The sequence below is a fragment of the Thiothrix unzii genome (genome assembly GCF_017901175.1).
Taxonomy (GTDB): domain Bacteria; phylum Pseudomonadota; class Gammaproteobacteria; order Thiotrichales; family Thiotrichaceae; genus Thiothrix; species Thiothrix unzii.
This window is the reverse complement of record NZ_CP072793.1, coordinates 1,430,809-1,454,234: the sequence shown is the minus strand read 5'-3', so window position 1 is coordinate 1,454,234 and position 23,426 is coordinate 1,430,809. Positions and strand designations below refer to the sequence as shown.

23 protein-coding genes are annotated in these 23,426 nt (G+C 49.9%); 10 read left to right on the top strand and 13 right to left on the bottom strand.

The window, feature by feature from the left end:
• Nucleotides 1-20: 20 nt before the first annotated feature.
• The 4 genes from apbC to J9260_RS07405 all read right to left on the bottom strand — a co-directional run bounded on the left by apbC (nucleotide 21) and on the right by J9260_RS07405 (nucleotide 4,552).
• A complete protein-coding gene (gene apbC, locus J9260_RS07420; RefSeq protein ID WP_210220369.1) occupies nucleotides 21-1,100 on the bottom strand; it encodes an iron-sulfur cluster carrier protein ApbC in 1,080 nt (359 codons plus the stop codon).
• A 133-nt stretch (nucleotides 1,101-1,233) separates the two neighbouring features.
• Nucleotides 1,234-1,716 (bottom strand): DUF3465 domain-containing protein, encoded by a 483-nt coding sequence (locus J9260_RS07415; protein ID WP_210220368.1) that lies wholly within the window; start codon nucleotides 1,714-1,716, stop codon nucleotides 1,234-1,236.
• Nucleotides 1,717-1,731: 15 nt separating this feature from the next.
• Nucleotides 1,732-3,123 (bottom strand): GTP-binding protein, encoded by a 1,392-nt coding sequence (locus J9260_RS07410; protein ID WP_246499693.1) that lies wholly within the window; start codon nucleotides 3,121-3,123, stop codon nucleotides 1,732-1,734.
• Complete coding sequence (locus tag J9260_RS07405) at nucleotides 3,047-4,552, bottom strand: GTPase (RefSeq protein WP_246499691.1); 1,506 nt, start codon at nucleotides 4,550-4,552, stop codon at nucleotides 3,047-3,049. Before J9260_RS07405 ends, J9260_RS07410 begins: the two co-directional genes overlap by 77 nt.
• 92 nt (nucleotides 4,553-4,644) lie before the next feature.
• On the opposite strand from J9260_RS07405, the gene potB reads away from it, so the two are divergent.
• The 7 genes from potB (at nucleotide 4,645) to J9260_RS07370 (ending at nucleotide 10,394) form a co-directional block, all read left to right on the top strand.
• A complete protein-coding gene (gene potB / locus J9260_RS07400) occupies nucleotides 4,645-5,517 on the top strand; it encodes a spermidine/putrescine ABC transporter permease PotB (protein WP_246499688.1) in 873 nt (290 codons plus the stop codon).
• Nucleotides 5,518-5,990: 473 nt separating this feature from the next.
• Entirely contained in the window at nucleotides 5,991-6,860 is an 870-nt protein-coding gene (locus J9260_RS07395; RefSeq protein WP_210217459.1) for a tyrosine-type recombinase/integrase, read from the top strand.
• Entirely contained in the window at nucleotides 6,848-7,966 is a 1,119-nt protein-coding gene (locus J9260_RS07390) for an IS91 family transposase (RefSeq protein WP_210217460.1), read from the top strand. The genes J9260_RS07395 and J9260_RS07390 overlap by 13 nt, the downstream gene beginning before the upstream one ends.
• A 345-nt stretch (nucleotides 7,967-8,311) precedes the next feature.
• Entirely contained in the window at nucleotides 8,312-8,911 is a 600-nt protein-coding gene (locus J9260_RS07385; RefSeq protein ID WP_210220367.1) for a hypothetical protein, read from the top strand.
• 83 nt (nucleotides 8,912-8,994) lie between these two features.
• Entirely contained in the window at nucleotides 8,995-9,384 is a 390-nt protein-coding gene (locus J9260_RS07380; protein WP_210220366.1) for a hypothetical protein, read from the top strand.
• 32 nt (nucleotides 9,385-9,416) lie between these two features.
• On the top strand, nucleotides 9,417-9,734 hold the full coding sequence (locus J9260_RS07375; protein WP_210220365.1) for a hypothetical protein: 318 nt from the start codon (nucleotides 9,417-9,419) through the stop codon (nucleotides 9,732-9,734).
• 183 nt (nucleotides 9,735-9,917) lie between these two features.
• Nucleotides 9,918-10,394 (top strand): YcxB family protein, encoded by a 477-nt coding sequence (locus tag J9260_RS07370; RefSeq protein ID WP_210220364.1) that lies wholly within the window; start codon nucleotides 9,918-9,920, stop codon nucleotides 10,392-10,394.
• 56 nt (nucleotides 10,395-10,450) lie between these two features.
• On the opposite strand, the gene dnaE is transcribed toward J9260_RS07370, so the two are convergent.
• Genes dnaE through J9260_RS07340 form a run of 6 tightly spaced genes read right to left on the bottom strand, consistent with a single transcriptional unit; the run spans nucleotide 10,451 to nucleotide 17,852 of the window.
• On the bottom strand, nucleotides 10,451-13,975 hold the full coding sequence (gene dnaE, locus J9260_RS07365; protein WP_210220363.1) for a DNA polymerase III subunit alpha: 3,525 nt from the start codon (nucleotides 13,973-13,975) through the stop codon (nucleotides 10,451-10,453).
• A complete protein-coding gene (locus tag J9260_RS07360; protein ID WP_210220362.1) occupies nucleotides 13,972-14,673 on the bottom strand; it encodes a retron system putative HNH endonuclease in 702 nt (233 codons plus the stop codon). The genes dnaE and J9260_RS07360 overlap by 4 nt, the downstream gene beginning before the upstream one ends.
• A complete protein-coding gene (locus J9260_RS07355) occupies nucleotides 14,673-15,863 on the bottom strand; it encodes an AAA family ATPase (protein ID WP_210220361.1) in 1,191 nt (396 codons plus the stop codon). The genes J9260_RS07360 and J9260_RS07355 overlap by 1 nt, the downstream gene beginning before the upstream one ends.
• A gap of 12 nt (nucleotides 15,864-15,875) precedes the next feature.
• The gene (locus J9260_RS07350) at nucleotides 15,876-16,394 is read right to left on the bottom strand and encodes a hypothetical protein (RefSeq protein ID WP_210220360.1); all 519 of its coding nucleotides are present in this window, start codon (nucleotides 16,392-16,394) and stop codon (nucleotides 15,876-15,878) included.
• Nucleotides 16,387-17,499 (bottom strand): AAA family ATPase, encoded by a 1,113-nt coding sequence (locus J9260_RS07345; protein ID WP_210220359.1) that lies wholly within the window; start codon nucleotides 17,497-17,499, stop codon nucleotides 16,387-16,389. The genes J9260_RS07350 and J9260_RS07345 overlap by 8 nt, the downstream gene beginning before the upstream one ends.
• Nucleotides 17,496-17,852, bottom strand: coding sequence for a nucleotide pyrophosphohydrolase (locus J9260_RS07340; RefSeq protein WP_210220358.1), 357 nt, complete (start codon nucleotides 17,850-17,852; stop codon nucleotides 17,496-17,498). The genes J9260_RS07345 and J9260_RS07340 overlap by 4 nt, the downstream gene beginning before the upstream one ends.
• A gap of 76 nt (nucleotides 17,853-17,928) precedes the next feature.
• Here J9260_RS07340 and J9260_RS07335 point away from each other — a divergent pair, with 76 nt between their 5' ends.
• Nucleotides 17,929-18,468 (top strand): hypothetical protein, encoded by a 540-nt coding sequence (locus J9260_RS07335; protein ID WP_210220357.1) that lies wholly within the window; start codon nucleotides 17,929-17,931, stop codon nucleotides 18,466-18,468.
• 90 nt (nucleotides 18,469-18,558) lie between these two features.
• Entirely contained in the window at nucleotides 18,559-19,836 is a 1,278-nt protein-coding gene (locus tag J9260_RS07330) for an AI-2E family transporter (protein ID WP_210220356.1), read from the top strand.
• Nucleotides 19,837-19,840: 4 nt separating this feature from the next.
• On the opposite strand, the gene tilS is transcribed toward J9260_RS07330, so the two are convergent.
• From tilS to J9260_RS07315, 3 genes are all read right to left on the bottom strand, one after another.
• Nucleotides 19,841-21,097, bottom strand: coding sequence for a tRNA lysidine(34) synthetase TilS (tilS, locus tag J9260_RS07325; RefSeq protein WP_210220355.1), 1,257 nt, complete (start codon nucleotides 21,095-21,097; stop codon nucleotides 19,841-19,843).
• Between the two features lies 1 nt (nucleotide 21,098).
• On the bottom strand, nucleotides 21,099-22,052 hold the full coding sequence (locus tag J9260_RS07320; RefSeq protein ID WP_210220354.1) for an acetyl-CoA carboxylase carboxyltransferase subunit alpha: 954 nt from the start codon (nucleotides 22,050-22,052) through the stop codon (nucleotides 21,099-21,101).
• 69 nt (nucleotides 22,053-22,121) lie between these two features.
• A complete protein-coding gene (locus J9260_RS07315; RefSeq protein WP_210220353.1) occupies nucleotides 22,122-22,895 on the bottom strand; it encodes a ferredoxin--NADP reductase in 774 nt (257 codons plus the stop codon).
• A gap of 148 nt (nucleotides 22,896-23,043) precedes the next feature.
• Here J9260_RS07315 and J9260_RS07310 point away from each other — a divergent pair, with 148 nt between their 5' ends.
• Complete coding sequence (locus tag J9260_RS07310) at nucleotides 23,044-23,421, top strand: thioredoxin family protein (protein ID WP_210220352.1); 378 nt, start codon at nucleotides 23,044-23,046, stop codon at nucleotides 23,419-23,421.
• Nucleotides 23,422-23,426: the final 5 nt, after the last annotated feature.

Here is a 23,426-nt window from a genome sequence, read left to right as displayed (position 1 = left end):
AGGTTTCTTTGGACGAAGGCTTACACGTTCATAATCTTAATCGTCGGGAACTTGGTGCTGTAATCCTTGGCTTTTTGCGCCAGACGCGCTGAAGCTTTACGGGAAATGTCCTTGTAGATTTGCGCCACAGTTCCATCCGGGTCAGACACTACCGTAGGATTACCGTTGTCGACTTGCTCACGGATTTTGATGTCGAGTGGCAGGCCACCGAGGTAGTTCACACCGTATTGTTCCGCCATGCGCTGACCGCCACCTTCGCCGAAGATGTGTTCAACCGTGCCGCAGTTGCTGCAAATGTGCATACTCATGTTTTCGACGATACCCAAGATAGGCACTTCGACTTTTTCAAACATTTTCAGACCTTTACGCGCATCCAACAAGGCAATGTCTTGCGGTGTGGTAACGATAATCGCGCCAGAAACCGGGATTTTCTGGGAAAGCGTCAACTGGATGTCACCCGTACCAGGTGGTAAGTCGATTACGAGGTAATCCAAATCGCCCCAGTTGGTGTCGCCCAGCAACTGTTCCAACGCTTGTGTGACCATCGGGCCGCGCCAAATCATCGGAGTATCTTCTTCGATCAGGAAACCAATCGACATGGCTTTGATGCCGTGGTTTTGCATCGGCTCTAAGCTTTTGCCATCGCTGGATTCCGGCTGACCACTGATGCCTAACATACGCGGTTGGCTGGGGCCGTAAATGTCCGCATCCAACATACCGACGCTTGCGCCATCGGCTGACAGTGCCAGCGCGAGGTTCACCGCCGTCGTGGATTTACCTACGCCGCCTTTACCGGAAGCCACTGCAATAATGTTTTTAATGCCGTCTTTGCGCTTCACACTCTTTTGCACGGAATGCGCCGCCACCTGCGTGGTCACACTCACCTCAGCATCGCTTACGCCAGCCGCCGCTAATGCTGCTTTGATTTCAGCCGCTAATTCATCGCGGTAACTACCCGCCGGATAACCTTGCACCACACGCACGGCAACCTTGCCAGCGTCGGTGGTAATGTCTTTTACTTGATGCAGGCTCACAATGTCCTGATCCAGATAACGGTCTTTGATGCCTTTTAATACGGCTTCAACCTGTTCGCGTGTCATGTAGGGGTTCTCCTCAAATGGGCTTCAATCAATGTGGACGCGATTCTACACTATTAAAAGCGTCAGTCGAAATAAGCACCCATTCAGGGGTGGTAATTACCTAGTGGGATAGTCAGGAATGAGTGTCGGCAACCTACTCATACCGCTTCCCCGCCACCTCAACCCAGCCGCCTTTGCGCCCTTTGGGGTCGTGGTGCGTCCAGTGCAGTACCCCGCCGCGATTGTTCCACACGTATTCGCCTTTGATCGTGACGGCATCGCCTTGTGCTACCGGAATGCGTGGCGCGAGGTCGATATTGTGCGCCACCAGCAAAGTGATGTCGGGGGCAATTTCCACTAAAAAGCGTTGGTGTTGGCTGCCGTCGCGGTCGTCTTTGAGCAATTTAACGACTTTGCCCTGTATCGTTGTCCAAAACTTGGCATCGGGATTGCGGCTGGCTTGGCGGATTTGTTCCACAGCTTGCGCGGTTGAAGCACCCGGATTGGCAGTTTGCACCTGCGCACTGGGCGCACGCGCGGGCGCACTGGGTTCAGCAGGTTTTTGAAAATGTTGATAAACCGCGAATAAACCCGCGCCTGCGAGTAATACGACTGCCTTGACAATTTTTGCTTGCATCTAAAATTCCTAGCGTTAACCTTTAACGGTGGTGCGCACGTAAGTGAGGATTTCTTCGCGGGCTTCCGCCAGCACCGAATCGCGATCTAACGACTCCAAAATCTGTTGCACGGTTAATTTCGGCCCTGCGTCGCCCCATGATTTGCCATTGGCTAACCATTGCTCGGCAACGCGCCCCACTACGAGGGTGCTATACCACGCCACAGCCCCTTGCGCCGCGCCGGTCAATACCGTGGAAAGCCCCGCCGAACCGAGTTTGAGCGCGGAAGAGACCAAATGCACTGCCCACACCGCCCCCATTAATAACACCATTTGCGCTAACACAGTGCGCACCAAATCGCCCGCTTCATTGCGTGAAATCGACAAGCCGTAAAGCCGCGACAAATGCACCACCATGCCCGCGTCAATCATCGCCGCCGCCACCAAATCCGCCACCGGAATCGGGTTAAATGCCACCGCAATACCCTTACCCAAGCAATACAAGCGGATGGTTTTCGCCCCCAATTCGCGTTTCACCGCCAAGATGCGCTGCCCCAAGGCGTTACTGAGATCACCCGCAAATAACGAAGCATTGAGCGCGGCAAGAGTTTTGCCTTCGGCTTCCACAATGTCCCACAAGCGGGCTTTAAGTGCGCCAACATTGAGCGGACGCTCACGGATGCCATCGCGTTCCGTGCCGTCTTCGTCGATAAAAATCACACTTTGGCGGCTGGCTTGCGCCGTGGTGAACACAATGTTTTCCGGCGCAATCACCCCTTGAGTCCGGGTGCGCAAAATACTGCGCAATTGACGTTGCTCATCTTCGGTGTAGCGGTCGGCTTTATTAACCACTAATAATATCGGGCGATGCGCTGCCGCGACAATTTTTAATGCCTGAAACTCCACATCGGTCAGGTCACTGTCCACCACAAACAACAGCAAATCGGTACGGCTGGCGACTTCATGCGCCATGCGTTCGCGGGCTTCCCCGTCGATTTCATTGATCCCCGGCGTATCAATCAAAAACAAACCGCCGTCAGCGTATTCTTCCCACTGCTGCATATTAACGCTGCGGGTTTCGCCGTGTAACACGCTGACACTAAACGCGGTTTTACCCAGCAGCGCGTTTAACAAGGACGATTTGCCAACGCTGACCCGCCCGAAAACCGCAATGTGTAAATGCCCGTGTTCAAGCTTATCGAGCATTGCCCGCACTTGCGCATAATCTTCGCTCAACGTGCTGCGAATCGTGTCGGGAATCCGCGCATCTTCCAGCAATTGCCGCAAGCTTGCCGACGCTAATTGCAAATGGGTGTCGCCAGTCGTTGGCACATTGGCTGGCTCAAGAGCCTCAGTCGGCGGTTTTCCCCCGATACTGTTCAATAACCAATCTGGCAAATGTTTTTGTACGTTCTTCCAGATTTCCACTAAGCATCTCCTGAAAAGTCGTGGCAGCGGATGCTACTTTGAGCGTACCGCGTTGTTCGAGGGTGTGCGCCACGGCATGACCGAGCGCGTCAAAAATCAGCCCGTAGGCAACCGCATGTACCAAACCACCCGCCACCGTGCCGACACCGGGAAAGGCTTTCAAACCGTTACCCGCCACAGCCAGTAACAACGGTATGCTTTTATTGACACCGCCTTGGCTAAAGTTGAGAAACTGATCAATATCAAGCTCACTCACCGGACTATCGTACAGTTTGCACAACTCCTGCACCATGCGCGTGCCAATTACCCCTTGAATGATTAAATCCGTACCTGGGCTAACCGAAGCTAACGCCCCCAAAATCGCTTGACGGGTCGAGCTACGCACCACTTTTTCGGCTTGTTGGCGACGAAAATCAAGGCGTGTTACATCGAGTTTTTCCTGCACCAAACTCAATACGCTGGTATCGCGCTGGGTGGCTAACCAAGTTAAACGCTGATCAATTTCGTGCTGTAAATACTGTGCAAGCGCGGCAACATCGACCTTACGCGGGCGTTCCACCACCTCTTCACGCCCATCGGGGTAAATGCGGGTAATCGCTTCCACCCCGCCCGCCTGAATAAACACTACCGTCGGCTGCGGCGTGCTAAAGCGACTTTGGATGCGCTCAATCAATTGCTGTTGTTCACTGCGGCTGTACTGGTCACGCTTATTAAGCGCGATTAACAACGGTTTACCAAACCCCGCCAACGCTTGTAAATCCTGATATTGGCTGCGGCTCAAATCGGCATCGGTCACGTAAACCACAATATGCGCCCGAATGGCTTCATCCCGCGACAGCGCGTCCAACTCACCTTGGGCTTCATTGCGCCCCGGCAAATCGGTTAGCAATAAACGATCGCCACCCACGGTCAACCAAGTGTATTCGCGCACTTCACGTGTCGAGCCACCGCGCAAACTGATTTCCACGCCCGCATCCGGCAACAAGGCTTTAATCAGCGACGACTTGCCGGTGCTGACATCGCCAAAAAACGCAATGTGTACCTGACCCGCTACCTGACGCGCATGGAGGCGTTCCAACTCTGCTTGTAACGGTGCGGTATCCATGCCCACTGACGCGCTTTGCTCGATTTCACGCACCACACTGGCTTCGGTGACAGGCTCATTAGTGCGTTTGGGCAAGGTTTTACCAGAGCCACCGCGCACTAGCTTATACACCACCCAGCCGCTGAACAGGATCACCATGCCCACCAACCCGCTGTAGCTGTAAGCCAACCAAGGCGGCAATTGTTGCAGACGATCCCACAGATCTAGGAAATTTTTGGTAGCAAAAAACAGGAACACTAAAAACAACAAGGTTAGCAGTAACACCAAGCCTGCTAACAGCCAACGTAAACGCGAGGTAATTTTCATGGGTTGCGAGTCTTCCATTGCCTTTTTAATCCTGAGGCACATTATCCATTGAATGTCGCTGTCTGGGAAATATAATGGGGCTGGACTCTTAGCCAACGGGGCAAATACGCTTGATAAATACCCTTTTCACTTTCCGGCGCGGCATCATTTTCCTGACTTTGTTCTGGTTGGGGTTGTTTGTGCTGGTTCCACACGTATTGGTGTTGCTCACCAGCGTGTTAAGCCCTGATCCGCAACATTTGGCGGTGTGGCCTTTGACCTTGGATTCCTGGGCGCGGGTGTGGGAGCCGTTATACGCGGAAGTGTTTTTGCACAGTTTGTGGTTGTCTGCGGTAACGACACTCGTGTGTTTGTTGCTGGGCTACCCGTTTGCGTATTTGCTGGCAAAACTACCGAAATTGTGGCGCGGCGTTCTGCTGTTTTTAATGATTGTGCCGTTCTGGACGAATAGCCTGATCCGTACTTACGCGCTGAAATTGCTGTTGGGTAATAAAGGCGTGATCAATACCGCGTTGTTGGGGTTGGGGATTACTGACGAGCCGGTGGAATTATTGTATACCGAATTTGCGGTCATTTTCGGCCTTGTCTATGTGTTGCTGCCGTTTATGGTATTGCCGTTGGTGTCGAGTTTCGACAAGCTGGATGGTCATTTGATTGAGGCCGCACACGATTTGGGCGCGGGTTTCTGGCAACGTTTTCGCCATATTATTTTGCCGTTAACCACACCCGGCATTGTCGCGGGGTGTTTAATCGTGTTTTTACCGGCGATGGGAATGTTTTACGTCGCGGATTTATTAGGCGGGGCAAAAAACCTGTTGGTGGGTAACGTTATCCGCAACCAGTTTTTAGTGGTGCGCGACTGGCCATTCGGGGCGGCGTTTAGCGTGGCCTTGATTGCGATTATGGCGGGTTTGCTATGGCTGTATTTCGTAGCAAACCGCCGAATTAATCGCCAAGGTGGTTTGGATGATGAAGGCATTTAACCCTATCAAAACACCAAACTGAGTCACCACGTCACAACTGATCCCAACTCGGTACATTAGGATTGTGTGGCACTTTATCCAGCAATGACGCGATTTTCTGTTTTCAAATGAAATGTGACGCACCATTCGCGCTGATCAATGCTGCCAGTAGTACGTTAGCAAGGTGTCGTAAAACCGAAATACGGCGAAGCGAATTCGGCAAAAATAATGCATCCACCGCTCGGCGGCTGTATAATCCTGAACAATTGATTAGCAAATGGGGAAATACGCCATGATGACAACTAATTACTGCTTAGCACAGATGGCTTCATATCCTGATAGCCTGCTTCCGCATAGCCTGTTAGACATGGCTTCCGCCTAATAAACTGTTGAACTAAACCGCTAACGCGGTAGCCCACTGATTCCCAACGATTTTCCTCTGATGAGCCACACTTTAAGTGTCCGATAGATGGACATTTACAGGAGAACCCATCATGAAAGTCAGCCCGTTGCGCCAGCGGATGCTGGATGCCATGCAGATGCGTGGCTATTCCCCCAGAACCCACGACAGTTATGTCCAAGCCGTCCTTGACCTAAGCCACTATTACCACCGCTCACCAGACAAGATTTCGGCGGATGAGGTGCAGCAATGGTTGCTGTGGCTGTTAAAAGAACGCCACGTTTCATCCTCCACCTGTCACCTGTATTTCAACGGGATACGCTTCCTGTTTGTGACGGTGCTGGAAGATGCGGATTTTATGGCTTACCGCTTTGCCTTGCCCAAACGCCAGCAACGTTTGCCTGATTTGCTGTCGCGGGCGGAGGTCAGCCAACTGGTGGCAGCCCCCGACAACCCGACCCACCGGCTGCTGTTGCTGAGCTGTTATGCCTGCGGGCTGCGGGTCAGTGAGTTGGTGAATATCCGGGTGCAGGACATTGACGGCAGCCGCCGCATCTTGCATGTGGTGCAGGGCAAGGGGCAAAAAGACCGTTACGTGCCCGTACCCGACACCTTGCTGGCACAATGGCGGGCTTACTGGCAGCGTTGCCACCCCAAACAATGGCTGTTTCCGGGGAAATACTACGGCTACCAACAGTCGATGACGACACCCCAGAAAATCTACCTGCGCGCCAAGCGGCAAGTGGGTATCCGCAAGGCAGGCGGCATCCATAGCCTGCGCCATGCGTTTGCCACGCATTCGTTGCAGGCGGGAATGCCGATCCACCAGTTGCAGCAGGTGTTGGGGCATGAGCATGTCAGCAGCACGATGCGCTATGCGCATTGGTTGCCGGAAACCCAACAAGGCGGGCAAGCCATTGATCTGCTGGCGGGGCTGGATGCCGCCGCCGTATGTTACGCCTAGCCGAGGTGGTGCAGCGGTTTCAGTCACACTTGCCGCCGCTGCCACCGCCAGTGAACAAGGTGTGCCAACAACTGCTGGCGTGCCGCACCGCTGCCTTGGGTGGTTTCCAACTGCGCTGTGGGGAATGCGGCGAGGAAGTCCCGCTGTACCATGCCTGCCGCAACCGCCATTGCCCGCGTTGCCAGCAGCAGGCCAGCGAGCAGTGGCAACAGCGTGAACTGGCGAATGTTGTGCCTGCACCGTACTTCCATCTGGTGTTCACCCTGCCACATGAGTTGAACGGTTGGGTCAGGCTACATCCAGCGGTGGTTTACCATGCCCTGTTCCGCAGCGTGTGGGACACACTCAACACCTTGGGGCATGACCCCAAACGCCTCAACGGGCAATTGGGGATGACTGCGGTACTGCACACCTGGGGGCAGAACCTCAGCCAGCATGTCCACCTGCATTGCCTGATCCCCGGCGGGGCATTGGATGCTGCGCAACAGTGGCATCCGGCAAAAAGCACCTACCTGTTCCCGATCCGAGTGCTGTCGCGCCTGTTCCGGGGCAAGCTGGTCAGCCGCTTGCGGGAGGCTGCCGAGGATGGGCAATTGCCGCGTGTCACCCACCCCGGTGAGGTTAAACAATTGCTGGGGCAACTGATGCGTAAAGACTGGGTGGTGTATGCCAAACCCTGCCTGCACAAGGCCGAAACGGTGGTGAAATATCTGGCACGCTACACCCGCAAGATTGCCATCAGTGAGTCGCGCCTGTTGGGTATCACCGATGAAACGGTCAGCTTCCGCTACCACGATTACCGCGATGGGCAGCAGAAAGTGATGACCTTGGCGGGTGATGAGTTCCTGCGCCGCTTCCTGCAACACGTATTGCCTGCGGGGTTCCTGCGCATCCGCCATTACGGCTGGTTGGCGAATGCCTGCCGCAAAACCCGCTTGCCGCAAGTGCGCGAGGCCATTGCCCGTTACGCACCCACGCTGCCAATGGTGGCAGACAAGCCAATGGAAGCCATTGCTCGCTTTGATGGCATCCCTTGCCCTTGTTGCAAAACCGGGATGATGCGGGTGCGTTACCCGCTGCCGCCGCAACGGTTGGAGTATGGTTGACGGCACAATAGGCAGGTAGGTTTAGCTTTGGGCAAGGGAAAAACAGGCAGCCCCGGACTGCCCCCCACGGCTGTTGCGTCTGCTGGACAAAAGGCTCGAAACGCCCCTGACCCTGTGCTATGTTTGACCACAATCAGGGTAGCAGGCGGTGACAAGGCAATGGAAAAGCAGCAGTCGGTGTTAAATAATCGGGCAGCATGGGCTAATGTAGCGAAAGGCTGGAAAAGCAATCCCCTTATAGATAAAGAGTGGGACTCCGTAGCACGCGGTTCCGTCCAACAAGACATTTATGCCCAGTGCTGCCGCACACGGCATAAAATGCTTTAACGTTATGCGTCTTAGCTCATGAGCAAACTGATCCTCGACTACCTGAAATCTGGCGTAGAGCCCTTTCCCGACTCCAATTACGGCGAGGGCTTTCGCTGTAGTGCCTACCTAAAGGACGGCACGTACCTACCGTGCGTAATGCTGAGAAAAAGCGGCCCGATCGTCGAGCTCGCGATTCGGCGGTTTGAGCAGGAGAAGAACGGCAAGAGCATCTTCCGCTCAGGCAACGGCTACGAAACAATCGTCAGGAACTTTGTAGCTTCTGGCAACCGCCTAAATCACTATGACATCGAGCGTGTCGAACCAAGTAGATTCGCTATCCCTCTTGCGCTACTGAAGAAGATCGAAGGCGAAACAACCATGGCGTGGACTGGGTTCGTCTTTGAAATGCAGGATGGAAAATTGTTTTCCTATGGAACGTCGTTTGGCGTGGAGTTCTTCGGTCTTCCAGACGGTTACGGTTTCGAGAACGTCGTTGCAGTTCACAACCACGCCTACGTCTCGCCGAGTGGGGCGCTCAGTGCTCTCGCGCAGGGAATGGGAGCACAACCCGAAGACTACGACCGATCTCTGGTCTTTCGCGAACGACCGTACTTTGTCTGCTACTACGATGCCTAGCCTGGCGACGCATAACCTTGCAGTCGAGCGGACCTGCGCGAAAAGCCGCGCAGGCCGCTCACTTTCACGTTAGGCGGCACACCATGCATCGTCTCTATCGTATCGCTGACGACTTTGAGGCAACTATCCGAATTCTAACCGAGGCTGAGGGTGGCCGTATGAATCCACCCTTCAATGGCATACGTTGGGACTTTGCATATGCTTCTGACAAACCAGCGGAAAATCTCTACATGATCCATCCGGATTTTTACTCACAATCCGGGGATAGCCTACCAACTGATGCCCCGCTGCCCTTGGGTGTGGATCTTCCCGCTCGTATGACCATAGTCATTGACGAGATGCGAGAACAGGTTCACCGGGCACGTATAGAACCTGGCGTTGAGTTCTATTGCCATGAAGGGTCAAAGAGAGTCGCTGTTGGGCGCATCACCCGCATTACAGGGCTGCATAATTCACGCACCAGTGCCGCCTAACTCAGGCGTTATGTGTTACGGAGAAACTACTGGTGAGTGATCCAATTATTCTGGCAGGGTTTAGCAATATGGAGCTAGTGGATTTCCATTACCATATTGAATGGGAATCGTGGAAGGATAGCTTTATTGAGCTCTTTGCTAAAAAAGGTGAAAAAACTCGCCATCTACGTTTTAACGGTGTCAGTAATCTGAAAATTCAGGAAGGTTTTTCCGGGTCTTTGTCGGGAATGTTGGTCGTGGACGTCTCCGCGCGGCAATGGGACTCCGCGCTCATAGAAGTTCAGAATATCGAGCAAGATCCTGGAATCACGTTCTTAGCACACAGCATGGAGATCATCAATGACACATAACGATTGCGTCAACGTGACCGGTTTTCTGCTAGCGCTCCAAACCGGCCCGTTACGCTGGCGTTGCGGCTGTAGAATAACCTCGAAATTTAAATTTAATTACCTTATGAATCATATAGCTATGAAAGAGACATCCCTCAAAAATGGGGATTTTCTTACACCCTCGTTATGCCTATGGAGATTCTGATGAGTTGTAACTACAAATTAACTCAGCCGGAAGTTGTAAGAGCAATGCAACTTCATGGTCGAGGTAACAATAGAACCTTGGTTGTACTCTCTATTGTAGGCATTGCTTTAGTGTTGATAGGTGTTCTTACCGATTACAAGGCAATAGGTTTTGGTGGTTCTATTGGAGGAATCATTGGTTATTTTGCTGTTCTGTACCTACTAATTCCGTTCAATGCAAAGAGACAGTATAAGCAGCTCCGTGCTTTGAAGAATGAAATACACATGACGCTTTCTCCGCAAGGAATTGATTTCAAAAGCGAATCAGGAGAAAGCAAGTTGCAGTGGGATGATATTCACAAATGGAAAAGTGCCAATGGCGTTTACCTGTTATATGTAACCAGCAACATGTTTCATACGGTGCCATCAAGGGCACTGCCAAATGAAAATGAGCTTTCTAGATTACTAACCGAAAATGTTGGCGCAAGAACGGCATAACAATCGCGTCAACTCGGACGGCAAAAAGCGATGCTTCGTGCACGTCCCCACGTTCCTCAAAACACCAAACTGACATTCTCACGCCCTAATGCCACCCGTAAATCGCGCAAATTAGCATCGTCCAACGCCACACCCCATTGCCCGCCGAGGCGTAATTCGCCTTGCGCTTGCGGGGTGCGGTACTCCACCGTTACCGCGCATTTCATCGGCGCGTCGGGCTGTAAAAACTTGCGTAATTCCGCCCAAGCACCAGCCTGCACTTCCGCCGCATCCACCCGCAATACCAGTTTGCGCAGGAAATTTTCACGAATCGACAACATATTGTGAATTTTTTCCACACGCAAGCGAGTTTTGCCGGTGCGCTGATCGGTATCTAGCGTGCCTTCCAGCACCACCGCCGTTTCTTTTTCGAGCAAATGCCCGAATTGTGCAAACGCATCGGTGAAAATCAGGGCTTCGTAATACGCGGTTTTATCGTCCAACTGCACAAACGCACGTTTGCCGTTATCAGTCGCTTGGGTACGCACACTGGCGACTAAACCCGCCAGCATCACCGGCTCGCGGCGGTATTTAACGGTTTCATCTTCTGCTAAATCCGCCAGCGGTTTGCGATGCGGCAAGGCGGCTAATTCTTCGGTGTATTCATCCAGCGGATGCCCGGTGAGATACAAGCCCAGCGTTTCTTTTTCCAAACGCAGGCGTTCTTTTTCGGGGAATTCAGGGCGCGTCGGCACGCCCATTTCGGGCGAATCTTCTTTAACACCGGCAAACATCCCGCCGAATAAATCCACCTGCCCCGTGCCTTGATCGCGGTTGTGTTGTTCCGCCATTCGCAAGGCTTCAGGTAAAAATTCCAGCATAGCGCGGCGCGTACCGCCCAAACTGTCAAATGCACCAGCTTTAATCAGGGTTTCCAATACGCGCCGATTGACCTTTTGGGAACTACAGCGTTTGCATAAATCGGTTAATGATTTAAACGCACCGTGTTTCTCGCGTTCTTCGACCATTACGCTTAATGCCGCTTCACCCGCACCTTTAACCGCACCCAAACCGTAAATAATGCGATTTTTCTCATCCACCGTGAACTGAAAATCCGAGCGGTTAATATCCGGTGGCAAAACTTGTAAACTTAATTGACGGCAATCGTCTAATAGCGTTACAACCTTTTCGGTATTATCCATATCCGCCGATAATACCGCCGCCATAAACGCTGCCGGATGATGCGCTTTAAGCCAAGCAGTTTGAAACGCAACCAAGGCATAAGCGGCTGAATGCGATTTATTGAAACCGTATTCCGCAAACTTTTCCATTAAATCGAAAATGTAGCCAGCCTGATTTTCATCGACATTATTATTACGCGCCCCGTCCATAAAAATGGAACGCTGCTTGGCCATTTCCTCCGGTTTCTTTTTACCCATTGCCCGCCGCAACATATCCGCACCGCCCAAAGTGTATTGGGCGAGGACTTGCGCAATTTGCATAACCTGTTCTTGGTAAACGATAACCCCGTAAGTCGGCTTGAGAATTTGCTCCAAACTGGGGTGCGGGTATTCAACCTTAGCAATACCTTTTTTACGGTTGATAAAATCGTCCACCATCCCCGACTGCAACGGCCCCGGACGGAACAACGCCACCAACGCAATCACATCCTCAAACACATCTGGTTGTAACCGCCGGATCAGGTCTTTCATCCCTCGTGATTCAAGCTGGAAAACCGCCGTGGTTTTTTGCGCTTTGAGTAAATCAAAACTGGCTTTGTCGTCCAGCGGAATACGGTTAATATCGACTTCGGGTAAGCCTTTCGCTGCCTGCTTACGATTAATGGTACGCAATGCCCAGTCAATAATCGTGAGGTTGCGCAACCCCAAAAAGTCGAATTTGACCAGCCCGACCGCTTCCACATCGTCTTTATCGTATTGCGACACCACCCCATTGCCGAATTCATCACAGGAAATCGGGGTAAAATCCGTCAAATCCGACGGCGAAATCAACACCCCACCCGCGTGTTTACCGGTATTACGGGTCAAACCTTCTAGTGAAATCGCCATATCCAACAAGGCTTTAACTTCTTCGTCCTTGTCGTAAAGCTCGATCAAATCTGGGGAAACCCGCTCCGGGTCATCTTGAGCTTTTTTGGTACGCCCCAGCGCATCTTCCAAAGTGATGCCCAGCACAAACGGGATTAATTTTGCCACCCGATCCACAAAACCGTAAGGATGCCCCAACACCCGCCCCACATCGCGCACCACCGCTTTCGCCGCCATTGAACCAAAGGTAATAATCTGCGACACCTGATTACGCCCGTAAGTTTGTGCCACGTAATCAATGACTTTATCGCGATTATCCATGCAAAAGTCGATGTCGAAGTCCGGCATGGAAACCCGTTCTGGGTTCAAAAAACGTTCAAACAGCAAATCGTAAGCCAACGGATCAAGGTCAGTAATTTTCAGCGCGTAAGCCACTAGGGAACCCGCACCCGAACCCCGCCCCGGCCCCACCGGAATCGCATTGTCTTTCGCCCACTGAATAAAGTCCGCAACGATTAAGAAATAACCGGGGAACCCCATCGCATTAATAACACCGAGTTCAATCGCAAGGCGTTCATCATACGGCTGACGCTTTTGCGCAAATTCGGCTGTACCACGTGGAAACTGCTCACCAAACAAGAAATCAAGGCGTTGCTCCAGACCCTCTTCACTGACTTTACAAAAATACTCCGCTTCGGTCATACCTTCAGGAATCGGGAATTGCGGCAAATAGTTTTTACCCAATGTCAGCAACACATTACAGCGTTTGGCAATTTCCAGCGTATTCGCAATCGCCGCCGGAATATCCGCAAACAACGCCACCATTTCTTCAGAGGTGCGTAAATATTGCTGCTGACTGTAATGTTTAGGGCGTTTAGGATCAGCCAACACATTACCGCTATTGATACAAACCCGCGCTTCGTGCGAATTAAAATCGCTCGCCGCCACAAACCGCACATCATTAGTCGCCACCACCGGCACATCGTAAGCCAACGCCAAATCCACCGCTGCGTGCGTATAATGTTCCTCGCCATCACGCCCAGTGCGTTGTAATTCAAGGTAATAACGTTCAGGAAACGCCGCAAGCCACTCCTGCAAACGCTTTTCCGCCAACTCCTGATTACCCGCCAACAACGCCTGCCCCACGTCACCATCGCGCCCGCCGGAAAGCATAATGACACCATCACTGAATTCCGTAAGCCATGCCCGCTGCACACGCGGCACGCCCAACACCTGCCCTTGTTGCCATGCCCGCGAAATCAATTTGGTTAAATTGCGATAACCCGTATTGTTTTGACACAACAAAATCACATGAAACAAGGTATCACCGCCGGTTTCATCCACCAGCAGCACATCTACCCCGAAAATGGGTTTAATACCTGCGCCCATTGCGGCTTTATAGAACTTCACCAAACCGAAAAAATTGGTTAAATCGGTAATCGCGATAGCTGGCATCCCGATCTTCTCCGCAGCTTTCATCAGCGGCTTAATGCGGATAGTGCTATCGGTGAGGGAGTATTCAGTGTGGAGGCGGAGGTGGACGAATTGGGTCATGGTATACTCGCTTGAGATGCGGCAAAGTAGAAATGCAGAAAGGAGATAAATGGAAAAGGAGGATTACGTTTCAATAAGATACGCACCATTTCCTGCTTACTCAATTGCCGGAACATAGGATTATTGGTTTTAAGAATCACATCAAAGACAGCTTGTACCGCATTAACGCGATCATTCTGCAAGCGGATACAATTAAGATTGAGCAAATTTATAGTGTATTCGGCTCTTGCATTTTCATTAGCTGCCGACATTACGCCAGTATCTTTATTATATTTAAAGAATTCGCCAATATTTTCATCTTGCACAGGATTTATGAACTGTTTTTCATTGAAATCATTAGCTTTTTTATGACCACAAGAATGTACATCCTCTGGCTTATAGACCTTTTTGTTGTCGGTGTCACATAAATCACCATTACATGAAGCAACTAAGTTTGTATAAGCAAAAGTAAGATGCGCAAACTTACCGCTTACGTCTTTGGGATGAATATGCTCAACATGAGAAATATCTTTGCTTATCTTACGCTCACAATAAATACATAATTCTGCTTGTTCAGCTATCAAATGCTGATGTAACGCTTTTTTGCATTCACTAAGCTCTTGATTCTCAGAAAACTCATGCCATCCAGCATTCTCTGGCAAATTGGTCTTACAAGCTTCAAAAAAATCGGGACTGTTACCTTTTTTTACATGACGCATTAGACAGCATCCCGTAGCTCAATAAGGAACGCCATTTCTTGCATGAAACGGGAATGATCACTTTCTTCAGATAACTGAGCCTTCACAGCCAAGGCTTCTGGTGTATTTTCTTTGCTTTCTTCAACAAATTTACGGTATTGCGCGTATAGCTTCAATAATTCTGGTGGACGTGGGTCTGCTCCCATAATTTCAGAAAGGATGGAGTTCACATCGACACCAGAAGGTGGTTGATTCATATGAACAGGTTGTATTTTTCCATTTTCTTTGCGTAACAAAATACGGTTCTTATAGGGAACACTTGCAATAATTTGCGGCGAATGTGTGGCAACAATAAATTGGTTATTTCTCCCAATTCGGCTATAGATTTGCATGATCTTTTGTTGCCATGCTGGGTGCAAGGCGATTTCCGGTTCATCAATCAAAATCATAGAATTACTCGGATTGAGTATCATCAATGCAATCACACGTCCATAAAGTTGTTTTTCACCATCACTAAGTTGATCAATCGTAACCTCTTGATTTGCCGCATTAGAAAAAACAGGACGATTAAAAAGAGTTTTAGATAAGTTCGACAACTTCGTTAGCAAATTTGCATTTAAAAAATGGCTATTAAATGCATCTACGGCTACTTTTGTACGCTCCACAGGATCGGCAATATTACTTTCCAATATTTTATTAAGGACGTATTCTTTTGTATAAAACTCTGCATTTCCAAGAATTTTCTGGATATCAACTTTTTGTGCAAAAACATATTGCACAGCCATTTGTGTAACAGGTGAATACTGAAAATTTTGCTGTGATGGCATGAAAATCAGACGAGGTTGATCATCAAAGCCATTGATATCGGAATTGGTATTATTTAAATAAGAAATTTTATTTAACACCTCCATCCAGTTAAGTTGATTATATATCTCAGGCACATCATCCAAATTAACTTCATTAAAATCAAAAATACTAATTTGACCACATTTTTTTTGATGAAAAAAGAGTGCTGGTTGTGATATGGCTTGAAAGATCGCCTCAAGCAAGCTAGTTTTCCCCGTGCCATTAACACCCGCAATCACATTAACAACATTACCTGTTACGGGATTAGCCGTTATACCACTAGGTGGCTGAAAACGGATAGCGTTGACTCCCTCCATATTTTCCAGCACACGAAATTTTTTGATTTCAATCTTTTCAATATACATACAATTCAGCCTTCACGATTTAGGTTGGCGGCGGCGCGGAATCATCGCAGGTCGAACAGGCTCATAGGCTTTCAAGCCCTGATCACCCGTCAGAATTTCCACAGTATAGCCCGCTTTATGGTAATACTCGGCAACGTCTTTGATGGTGGCATCGCCTATTGATAGCTTTTGAGCGGCTTGCGCAGGCCAATTTTCGGATAAAGCACGCAAATTGTCAGCCTGCCACAAGTCGGCTTGTTCGGTAAATGCTGCCCACGGCGAACAGGCATCCGCTGCCAAACGCAAGTAATCAGCCAGCTTGGTAGCAAGGCTGAAACGATCACCCCCGACTTGCGCAATATGGTTGCCCGTTTCAATCAGCGTGGCGACTGGCAACACGAACGTACTGTGTTTCGCCTGTTCTGCCTGCAATAACACGTCGATGCGGGCATGAGTCCAACGATCTTCGTGCGTCCCCGCCTCTTCTTTACCCGGTACTTGCAGCCAGCAGCACAATACAGACGTATCCAAAATCAGTACACGCCTACCCATGCACCGACTCCAGCGACTTTTCAATCAAGCCTTGGGTGGAAAGTTTGCCGACAGTGCCTTGCGCCAACAGTTTAGGGAGTTGTTCGATGTCTTCCAATAACGTCAGTTTGCTTTCACCTGTGATGCTATCGCGGTGGGCAACGGTGACAAATGGCACAAATTCCGTTCCCAATGCGTCCAATAACGCGGGGTTATGCGTAGTGACTAATACATCAATATTGCGTTGTCTGCCGATGGTTTGCAGGGCTTCCAATAATAAGTGGGCACGGGAAGGATGGAAACCGTTATCCACTTCGTCGATTGCCAACAAACTACCTTCTGGCAAGGTCAGTAACGCGGTAAGGATGGCGAGAAAGCGTAATGTGCCGTCGGACATAGCGCGGGCATCAACAGTAAATATCTCGCCGGATTCACCCCATTTCTCATCGCAATAAAGCATCGCATCTTTACCCAGCTTCCCAACTTTTTCGGCGTAGACACGATGAATATCGCGCTCAGGTAAACGGCTGGCATACTGAGTGAGCGTATCCTCGATTTCTTTTTGCCGCTCAACAGATAGTGCAGCCAAAACGCCTGCAATATTACCCGCATCAGAATATAAATTATCAGATAATAGAGAATAACCTTTCATGCTATCAGGATCTGGACAAAAAATTACAATTTTACTTAGAATATTGAAAATTATTGATATAAATTCAAACCCTTCACGTAAGTCTGAACGATCTTCCAGTACTAATAATGAAGGAGATCGAATTTCAAAACTACGGTCAAGTGTTCGTCCATTAGCAGAAACACTTTCATTCACAAACAGACTATCTAACGAATGATTAATACCATATTTATATTCAATATTTTTCTCCAAAAAAACAACATTAAGACTAAATGCAAGATTGCTTTTTTTTGTTGCCCACTCAGAACCACCTCGAATACTATTTAAAGCATCCGAAAAAGTTACGCCAGAAGCAATACGCTGTAAAAACTGGAGCGCATCAAGTACATTCGACTTACCACTAGCATTCGTGCCAATCAAAATAGACAACGGATCAATATACAGCGTAGCCTCGCCGAAGCTTTTCCAGTTTTCCAGACGTAGTTCTGTAATCATTCGCTGCTCTCCACTTGTAACTCGGTATACTTCTTCGCCGAACCCGTCGCCAAAGCCACCGGGTATTTCTCACGATTTTTGAGCATTTTGCTGCGAATCGCTGCGTCGAGATCAATCCCTAAGTCGTGACACAGGTAGGTCAAATACACCGCGACATCCGCCACTTCATCGCGCAAGGCGGGCAAAACCTTGTGGAGCGCGTCGCCTTGGCGGTCTTCCCACTGAAATAATTCCAGCACTTCGCCTGCTTCAAGGGCAAGCGAAATCGCCAGATTGCGGGGCGTGTGAAATTGTTGCCAATCACGTTCGGCACGAAAGTCGATTAATTCAGCTACAAGGTCGGGGGGCAGCATTGCGGTATCCTGTTAAATCCGTAAAACCATTATAATCCCCCGATGCACACATGACAGAAAAAAAGGACTGCCCTCTATGCTGAAATTTCTTCCCGGCTTGATTTTGTTGCAAGTCATCACGGTCGTCATCACCTTGACCGCACCCGAATTGAACGGCTTTGGTTGGCTGCGCTTAATCGTCCCCCTAGTGATTGCGGGCGTAGTCACCGCTTTTTGGTTTAGCTCGATTGCGGCACACCAACGTAAAGACGAAATCAATCAGTTACAAGCATGTCATGCGAAAGAACGTGAAGCAATTCGCGTCAACGCGGAACGCGCCAAGGCAAAAGTGGTCAAACAAGCACACCAAGAAACCATGCAGGAAGTACGCCGCACCACCACCCAAGCCAATATCAAGGTCGGTTTGGCGTTCGCGGGAGCTGCCGGATTAGGCGGTTTATTGTTGTTAACCCAATTTATGACCTTGGGATTGTTGTTGCTAACCAGTGTCGGTGGTGCATTAGGCGGTTATGTTTTGCGCATTCGCCAAGAAAGAAACAAGCTGTTAATCGACACTTCAGCGGATAAAGTGCCACTGATCACCGCCACAAAAACACCCAAACGCTTGAATAAATAAGCCAACGAAGTAACCTTGAAAATGAAAGTTTCATCAAACTACCGCACTGCAAAATGTTACACTCTGGCAACCTAAATCAAGGAAAATACGATGCAGCCGACTGATGATCCCAGCGTCGCTGGACTCTTGCCACCACCGCAAACTGCCGGGCTAGTTACCCCATTGCGTTGGGAACAAGTGCTGCCGTTGCTCACACGCCTGCTGGTATGGGGCGTTTTTTTCGGGTTACTCACCCTGTTGAGTTCATTTTTCACCCTGATTTTCCTGACTTTTGTGTTTGCTTACCTGCAATCCAGCATCGTCGATATGCTGTCACGCCGTATCCGCTGGCTACGCACCGGCTTAGTTTTTATCACGGGCGGATTGTTTTTAAGCGTCATTATTGCGGTCAGTTTTTTTCTCGCCCCCAAAGTGTATGAGCAAGCCACCGGATTTGTGCGCGGCTTTTTTGTTTATATGGAACGGGTTGATGTGGAATTAATCAGTCTTGCCGAACGTTACCCCATGCTGCAAGAGGCCATTCCCGAACTGCGCAAACCAACGCCTCCCGCACCATCCAACGTGACTCCTCCCGCGTGGGCATACAATGGTCAAACGGGCGTTGCCACCCTCACCCCAGAACCAGCCGCGCCACCACGCGCATTTGCGGATTCCCCCAGTGGAGTCTTACTGAAAATGCTCACGGGAACGGAAAAATCTTTGGATGCACGCGAATCGGTCAAACTCGTGCTTGATCAATTAACCACGATTAGCCGTCAAGCCGTCGGGCTATTATCGACGTTTATGTTAGCCGTGCTATTTTCGTTCTTAATCGTATTAGATATGCCGCGTTTAGCCAGCAGTATCCGCGATTTACGCGAGACTCGCCTGCGCTTTGTTTACGATGAAGTCATTGATAATATTTACGAATTCGGCAAAGTCTTAGGCCATACTATGCAAGCGCAATTTTATATTGCCTGCGTCAATACGCTATTAACGGCGATTGGTTTATTGGTATTAGGCATGGGGCAACACGTTGCATTTTTATCGGTTATTGTATTTTTGTGCAGCTTTATTCCCGTTGCGGGGGTTTTCATTAGCTCCGTTCCCATTTGTTTACTGGCATTAAATGAAGGCGGGGTACATTTAATGTTCCTTGGGATTCTCATGATTACCTTCATTCACATGGTCGAAGGTTATATTTTAAATCCACTGATTTACGGCGCGCGCTTGCGGATTAATCCGGTTATTGTCCTAATTATCCTCACCGTAGGCGGCAAGTTATTCCATCTTTGGGGTTTGGTTTTGGGTGTACCGGTTTCGACCTACATTTTCGGGCACGCCATCCGTTATGACAAACCCAAATCGTTAGGTGCATTTAAGCGTTAATGCGTCACGGATTAACCTGCAACACGCCCACGATATTCACCAAGCGTTCCCCCACATAAATCAGCGGTAAACATTCGCGCTGCCAAGGGGGAATGCCTGCTTCTTGTAATAAATGTTTCAGCGAATGACTCCCGCCGCGATACGGTAACTGCATGATTTCCCCGCCTTGGCGAAACCGCACTGTCACCGCACTCCCGCTATCACGCACTATCGGCAACCACGCACCCAACATTTCCGGCACTAACGTTACCCCAACACTGGGTAAAACTAACGGTTGCTGCGTATCCCAGCCGTAAATTTGAGTGGAATCATGCGCCACGAGCGGCGGCAAGGCATACAAATCATCGCGATAACGGCGAATTTCGCAACCCGCCCAATGCACACATGGCATCGCGTCCGCAGTTGCCAGCAATACATCGTGCAACACACTCCCCAGTTTTTTCGCCGGAGGAAGCTGAAAACCCGCATTCACTAACCACACCCGCAACAACGCTGCTTGCAACGCCAACGAAGCAGTACGCAACTGACTAACCGCCAATGTGCCGGGGCGACTCCCCTGATAATGCGGTAATTTTTCTTGCAGACTCTCATGCAGTAATTGGCGGCTTTCACCTTGCAGACGGGCGGCTCGTGCAAACGTTGCCGTAACCGCAGGCCAGCGTTGCTGCAATAACGGCATCACCTGATGGCGCAAAAAATTGCGGTCAAAGCGCGTATCGGCATTACTAGGGTCTTGCAAATAATTCAAGCCATGCTGATACGCATAAGCGGCTAAATCCGCACGACTACAAGTCAATAAAGGTCGCCCCAACCAACCTTGCGCGAACGCACGCACCGCTGGCATTGCCGCCAAGCCATCAACACCACTACCGCGTAACAAGTGTAACAATAAGGTTTCAGCTTGATCATCCTGATGATGCGCGGTTAACAACATTTCACCGGGCTGCAAATGCTGCGCAAATGCGGCATAACGTGCCTGCCGTGCTTCCGCTTCCAGACTCGCCCCGCTAGGAATTTGCAAATGTAACGCGACGTTAACCACCGGCATTGCCAACACCTCGCAAACAGCGCGGCAATGCGCAGCCCAGGCTGCGGATGCGGGTTGTAAACCGTGATCAATATGAATTGCACGAAAGTGCCATTGAGGGTATGTCGCTCGCAGCGTCGCACTTAAGTGCAATAAAACGTGCGAGTCCAACCCGCCACTGAACGCAATTAAAAAGCGGGTGGCGGATTGCTGTTGGAGGAAGTGAACAAGCACCCTATTCCTCGAACTGCCCGAATCCCATAATACGCTGGTAACGTTTGTCTAATAAGGTGTCGATTTTAGTCGCATTCAAGGCACGCAGGTTAGCATCCAAAGCCTCACCCACAGCTTGCGCGGCAGCTTCAATATCGCGGTGCGCTCCACCCAACGGCTCAGGAATGATCTGATCAATCAAGCCAAGGGATTTCAGACGATCAGCCGTAATGCCCATTGCATCGGCAGCATCAGCGGCTTTTTCCGCGCTTTTCCACAAAATCGAGGCGCAACCTTCAGGTGAGATCACCGAGTACGTAGCGTATTGCAGCATCATCACTCGATCACCCACGCCAATCGCTAACGCACCACCGGAACCGCCTTCACCCACCACGGTACAAATAATCGGCACACGCAGTTTCGCCATTTCGTAAAGATTACGCGCAATGGCTTCGCTTTGACCACGCTCTTCCGCACCGATACCAGGATAAGCACCGGGGGTATCAATAAAGGTAATCACTGGCAGGTGAAACTTTTCGGCTAAACGCATTAAGCGCAAGGCTTTACGATAACCTTCAGGACGAGGCATCCCGAAATTGCGTAAAATATTTTCCTTGGTGTCACGGCCTTTTTGATGACCAATCACCATGACCGGCTGATCACGGAAACGTGCTAACCCGCCAATAATCGCTTTATCATCCGCGAATGCACGATCACCGTGCAATTCCTTAAAGTCCGTAAACAGACAACGGATCAAGTCCAAGGTGTAAGGACGCTTGGGGTGACGTGCCAATTGAGAGATTTGGCGCGGTGTCAATTTAGCAAAAATAGAGCGCGTCAACGAACCGGCTTTTTCCTCCAGCTTGCTAACTTCTTCGCTCAAATTAATTTCTGCATCGCCCACATAACGCAGTTCTTCAATTTTCGCCTGTAATTCGGCGATAGGCTGTTCAAAGTCGAGAAAATCCGGATTCATTGCCTGTCTTTTATCCGTAACCCTAAGTCAAGCGGTCAATTTTACATAGCTTGCACCCGGATTACGACATTAAAAGTACTGCTCTGTCGTAATATGTCCCGGCTTATGGCGTAAATGTCGCTGCAAACCCCGCTCACTGAGAGAATTCTTCATATCATTCAGCATGTTATGATTTCCACACAACATCACATGCGTTGTTGACGGATTGATGCTGACACCGGCTTTTCGCTCCAAAGCACCGCTGGCTAGGTGCGTGGTCATGCGTCCTTCTAGCCCATTAGGGTTACTATCGCGGCTAACACAGCTAATAAACTGAAATTGCGGCGGGTGCTGGGTTGCGAATGCCTGAATCAAATCAGCGTAAACCAGCTCAGTGCGTAATGGCACACCATGCACTAAAATCACTTTCTCGAACCGTTCCCAGACCTGCGCCGTTTTTAAAATCGACAAATAAGGCCCTAACCCCGTACCGGTTGCCATGAGCCATAAATGTTGCGCGGCAGGCACTTCATCCAGCACAAAAAAACCACTGGCGGGCTGTGAGACATCCACAATATCGCCGCTGCGCAACGTTGCTAATGCCTGAGAAAGTAATCCGCCGGGAACAGTGTTATAAAAAATTTCCGCAACATCGGTATCATCCGGCGCGTTCAATAAAGAGTAAGGTTTTGCCACCAACACCGACTTACCGCCTTGCTCAATCGGCAATTGCAACCGCACAAATTGACCGGCTTTAAAAGGCATCAAAGGCACTTTAATTCGTAAAGAAAACAAGCGGGCTGTCCATTGATGATTAGTTAATACTTCACCTTGCACCCAAGTAGAACGCACCACGGCTGCCATTGAACACCTCCCCAAAAATACCAAGTAAAATACTCGGAATTAGTGTAGCGCAGCGTTAGCCATAACGGTATTGCACCTGCCCAGTACAGGGTATTTTCCTGTTGTGGCAAGCCCGTTATAATCGCGCATCCCTTCATAGGAGGCATGTATGCCCAAGTTTGTATTTGATATTAATGGCTTTAGTGATTTTGATGAGCGTGTATTACAAGCCTCAGCACAACACCCAGTACTGGTTGACTTTTGGGCGGACTGGTGTGGTCCTTGCCTGTTTCTTGATCCTGTGCTGAAAGCAGTGGTTGCTGAATACCACGGCAAAGTATTACTGGCAAAAGTCGATACTGAAGAAGATGAGAACCTAAAACTGGCCGGACGTTACAAAGTACGCGGGTTTCCAACCGTGGTATTGATCGAAAAAGGTGAAGAAATCGCTCGTTTCAGCAGTGCCCGCACCAAGCCATTTGTACGTGAGTTTTTAGACGATAATAGCCAGCTATTAGCTGCCTCAACGAATTCCACTCGTCTGTAATTGCT

Excerpts from the sequence above, each read along its gene's own strand:
- apbC (WP_210220369.1), bottom strand. The coding sequence starts at position 1,100 with ATGACACGCGAACAGGTTGAAGCCGTATTAAAAGGCATCAAAGACCGT.
- J9260_RS07415 (WP_210220368.1), bottom strand. The coding sequence starts at position 1,716 with ATGCAAGCAAAAATTGTCAAGGCAGTCGTATTACTCGCAGGCGCGGGT.
- J9260_RS07405 (WP_246499691.1), bottom strand. The coding sequence starts at position 4,552 with ATGGAAGACTCGCAACCCATGAAAATTACCTCGCGTTTACGTTGGCTG.
- J9260_RS07395 (WP_210217459.1), top strand. The coding sequence starts at position 5,991 with ATGAAAGTCAGCCCGTTGCGCCAGCGGATGCTGGATGCCATGCAGATG.
- J9260_RS07390 (WP_210217460.1), top strand. The coding sequence starts at position 6,848 with ATGTTACGCCTAGCCGAGGTGGTGCAGCGGTTTCAGTCACACTTGCCG.
- J9260_RS07385 (WP_210220367.1), top strand. The coding sequence starts at position 8,312 with ATGAGCAAACTGATCCTCGACTACCTGAAATCTGGCGTAGAGCCCTTT.
- J9260_RS07380 (WP_210220366.1), top strand. The coding sequence starts at position 8,995 with ATGCATCGTCTCTATCGTATCGCTGACGACTTTGAGGCAACTATCCGA.
- J9260_RS07370 (WP_210220364.1), top strand. The coding sequence starts at position 9,918 with ATGAGTTGTAACTACAAATTAACTCAGCCGGAAGTTGTAAGAGCAATG.
- dnaE (WP_210220363.1), bottom strand. The coding sequence starts at position 13,975 with ATGACCCAATTCGTCCACCTCCGCCTCCACACTGAATACTCCCTCACC.
- J9260_RS07360 (WP_210220362.1), bottom strand. The coding sequence starts at position 14,673 with ATGCGTCATGTAAAAAAAGGTAACAGTCCCGATTTTTTTGAAGCTTGT.
- J9260_RS07355 (WP_210220361.1), bottom strand. The coding sequence starts at position 15,863 with ATGTATATTGAAAAGATTGAAATCAAAAAATTTCGTGTGCTGGAAAAT.
- J9260_RS07350 (WP_210220360.1), bottom strand. The coding sequence starts at position 16,394 with ATGGGTAGGCGTGTACTGATTTTGGATACGTCTGTATTGTGCTGCTGG.
- J9260_RS07345 (WP_210220359.1), bottom strand. The coding sequence starts at position 17,499 with ATGATTACAGAACTACGTCTGGAAAACTGGAAAAGCTTCGGCGAGGCT.
- J9260_RS07340 (WP_210220358.1), bottom strand. The coding sequence starts at position 17,852 with ATGCTGCCCCCCGACCTTGTAGCTGAATTAATCGACTTTCGTGCCGAA.
- J9260_RS07335 (WP_210220357.1), top strand. The coding sequence starts at position 17,929 with ATGCTGAAATTTCTTCCCGGCTTGATTTTGTTGCAAGTCATCACGGTC.
- J9260_RS07330 (WP_210220356.1), top strand. The coding sequence starts at position 18,559 with ATGCAGCCGACTGATGATCCCAGCGTCGCTGGACTCTTGCCACCACCG.
- J9260_RS07320 (WP_210220354.1), bottom strand. The coding sequence starts at position 22,052 with ATGAATCCGGATTTTCTCGACTTTGAACAGCCTATCGCCGAATTACAG.
- J9260_RS07315 (WP_210220353.1), bottom strand. The coding sequence starts at position 22,895 with ATGGCAGCCGTGGTGCGTTCTACTTGGGTGCAAGGTGAAGTATTAACT.
- J9260_RS07310 (WP_210220352.1), top strand. The coding sequence starts at position 23,044 with ATGCCCAAGTTTGTATTTGATATTAATGGCTTTAGTGATTTTGATGAG.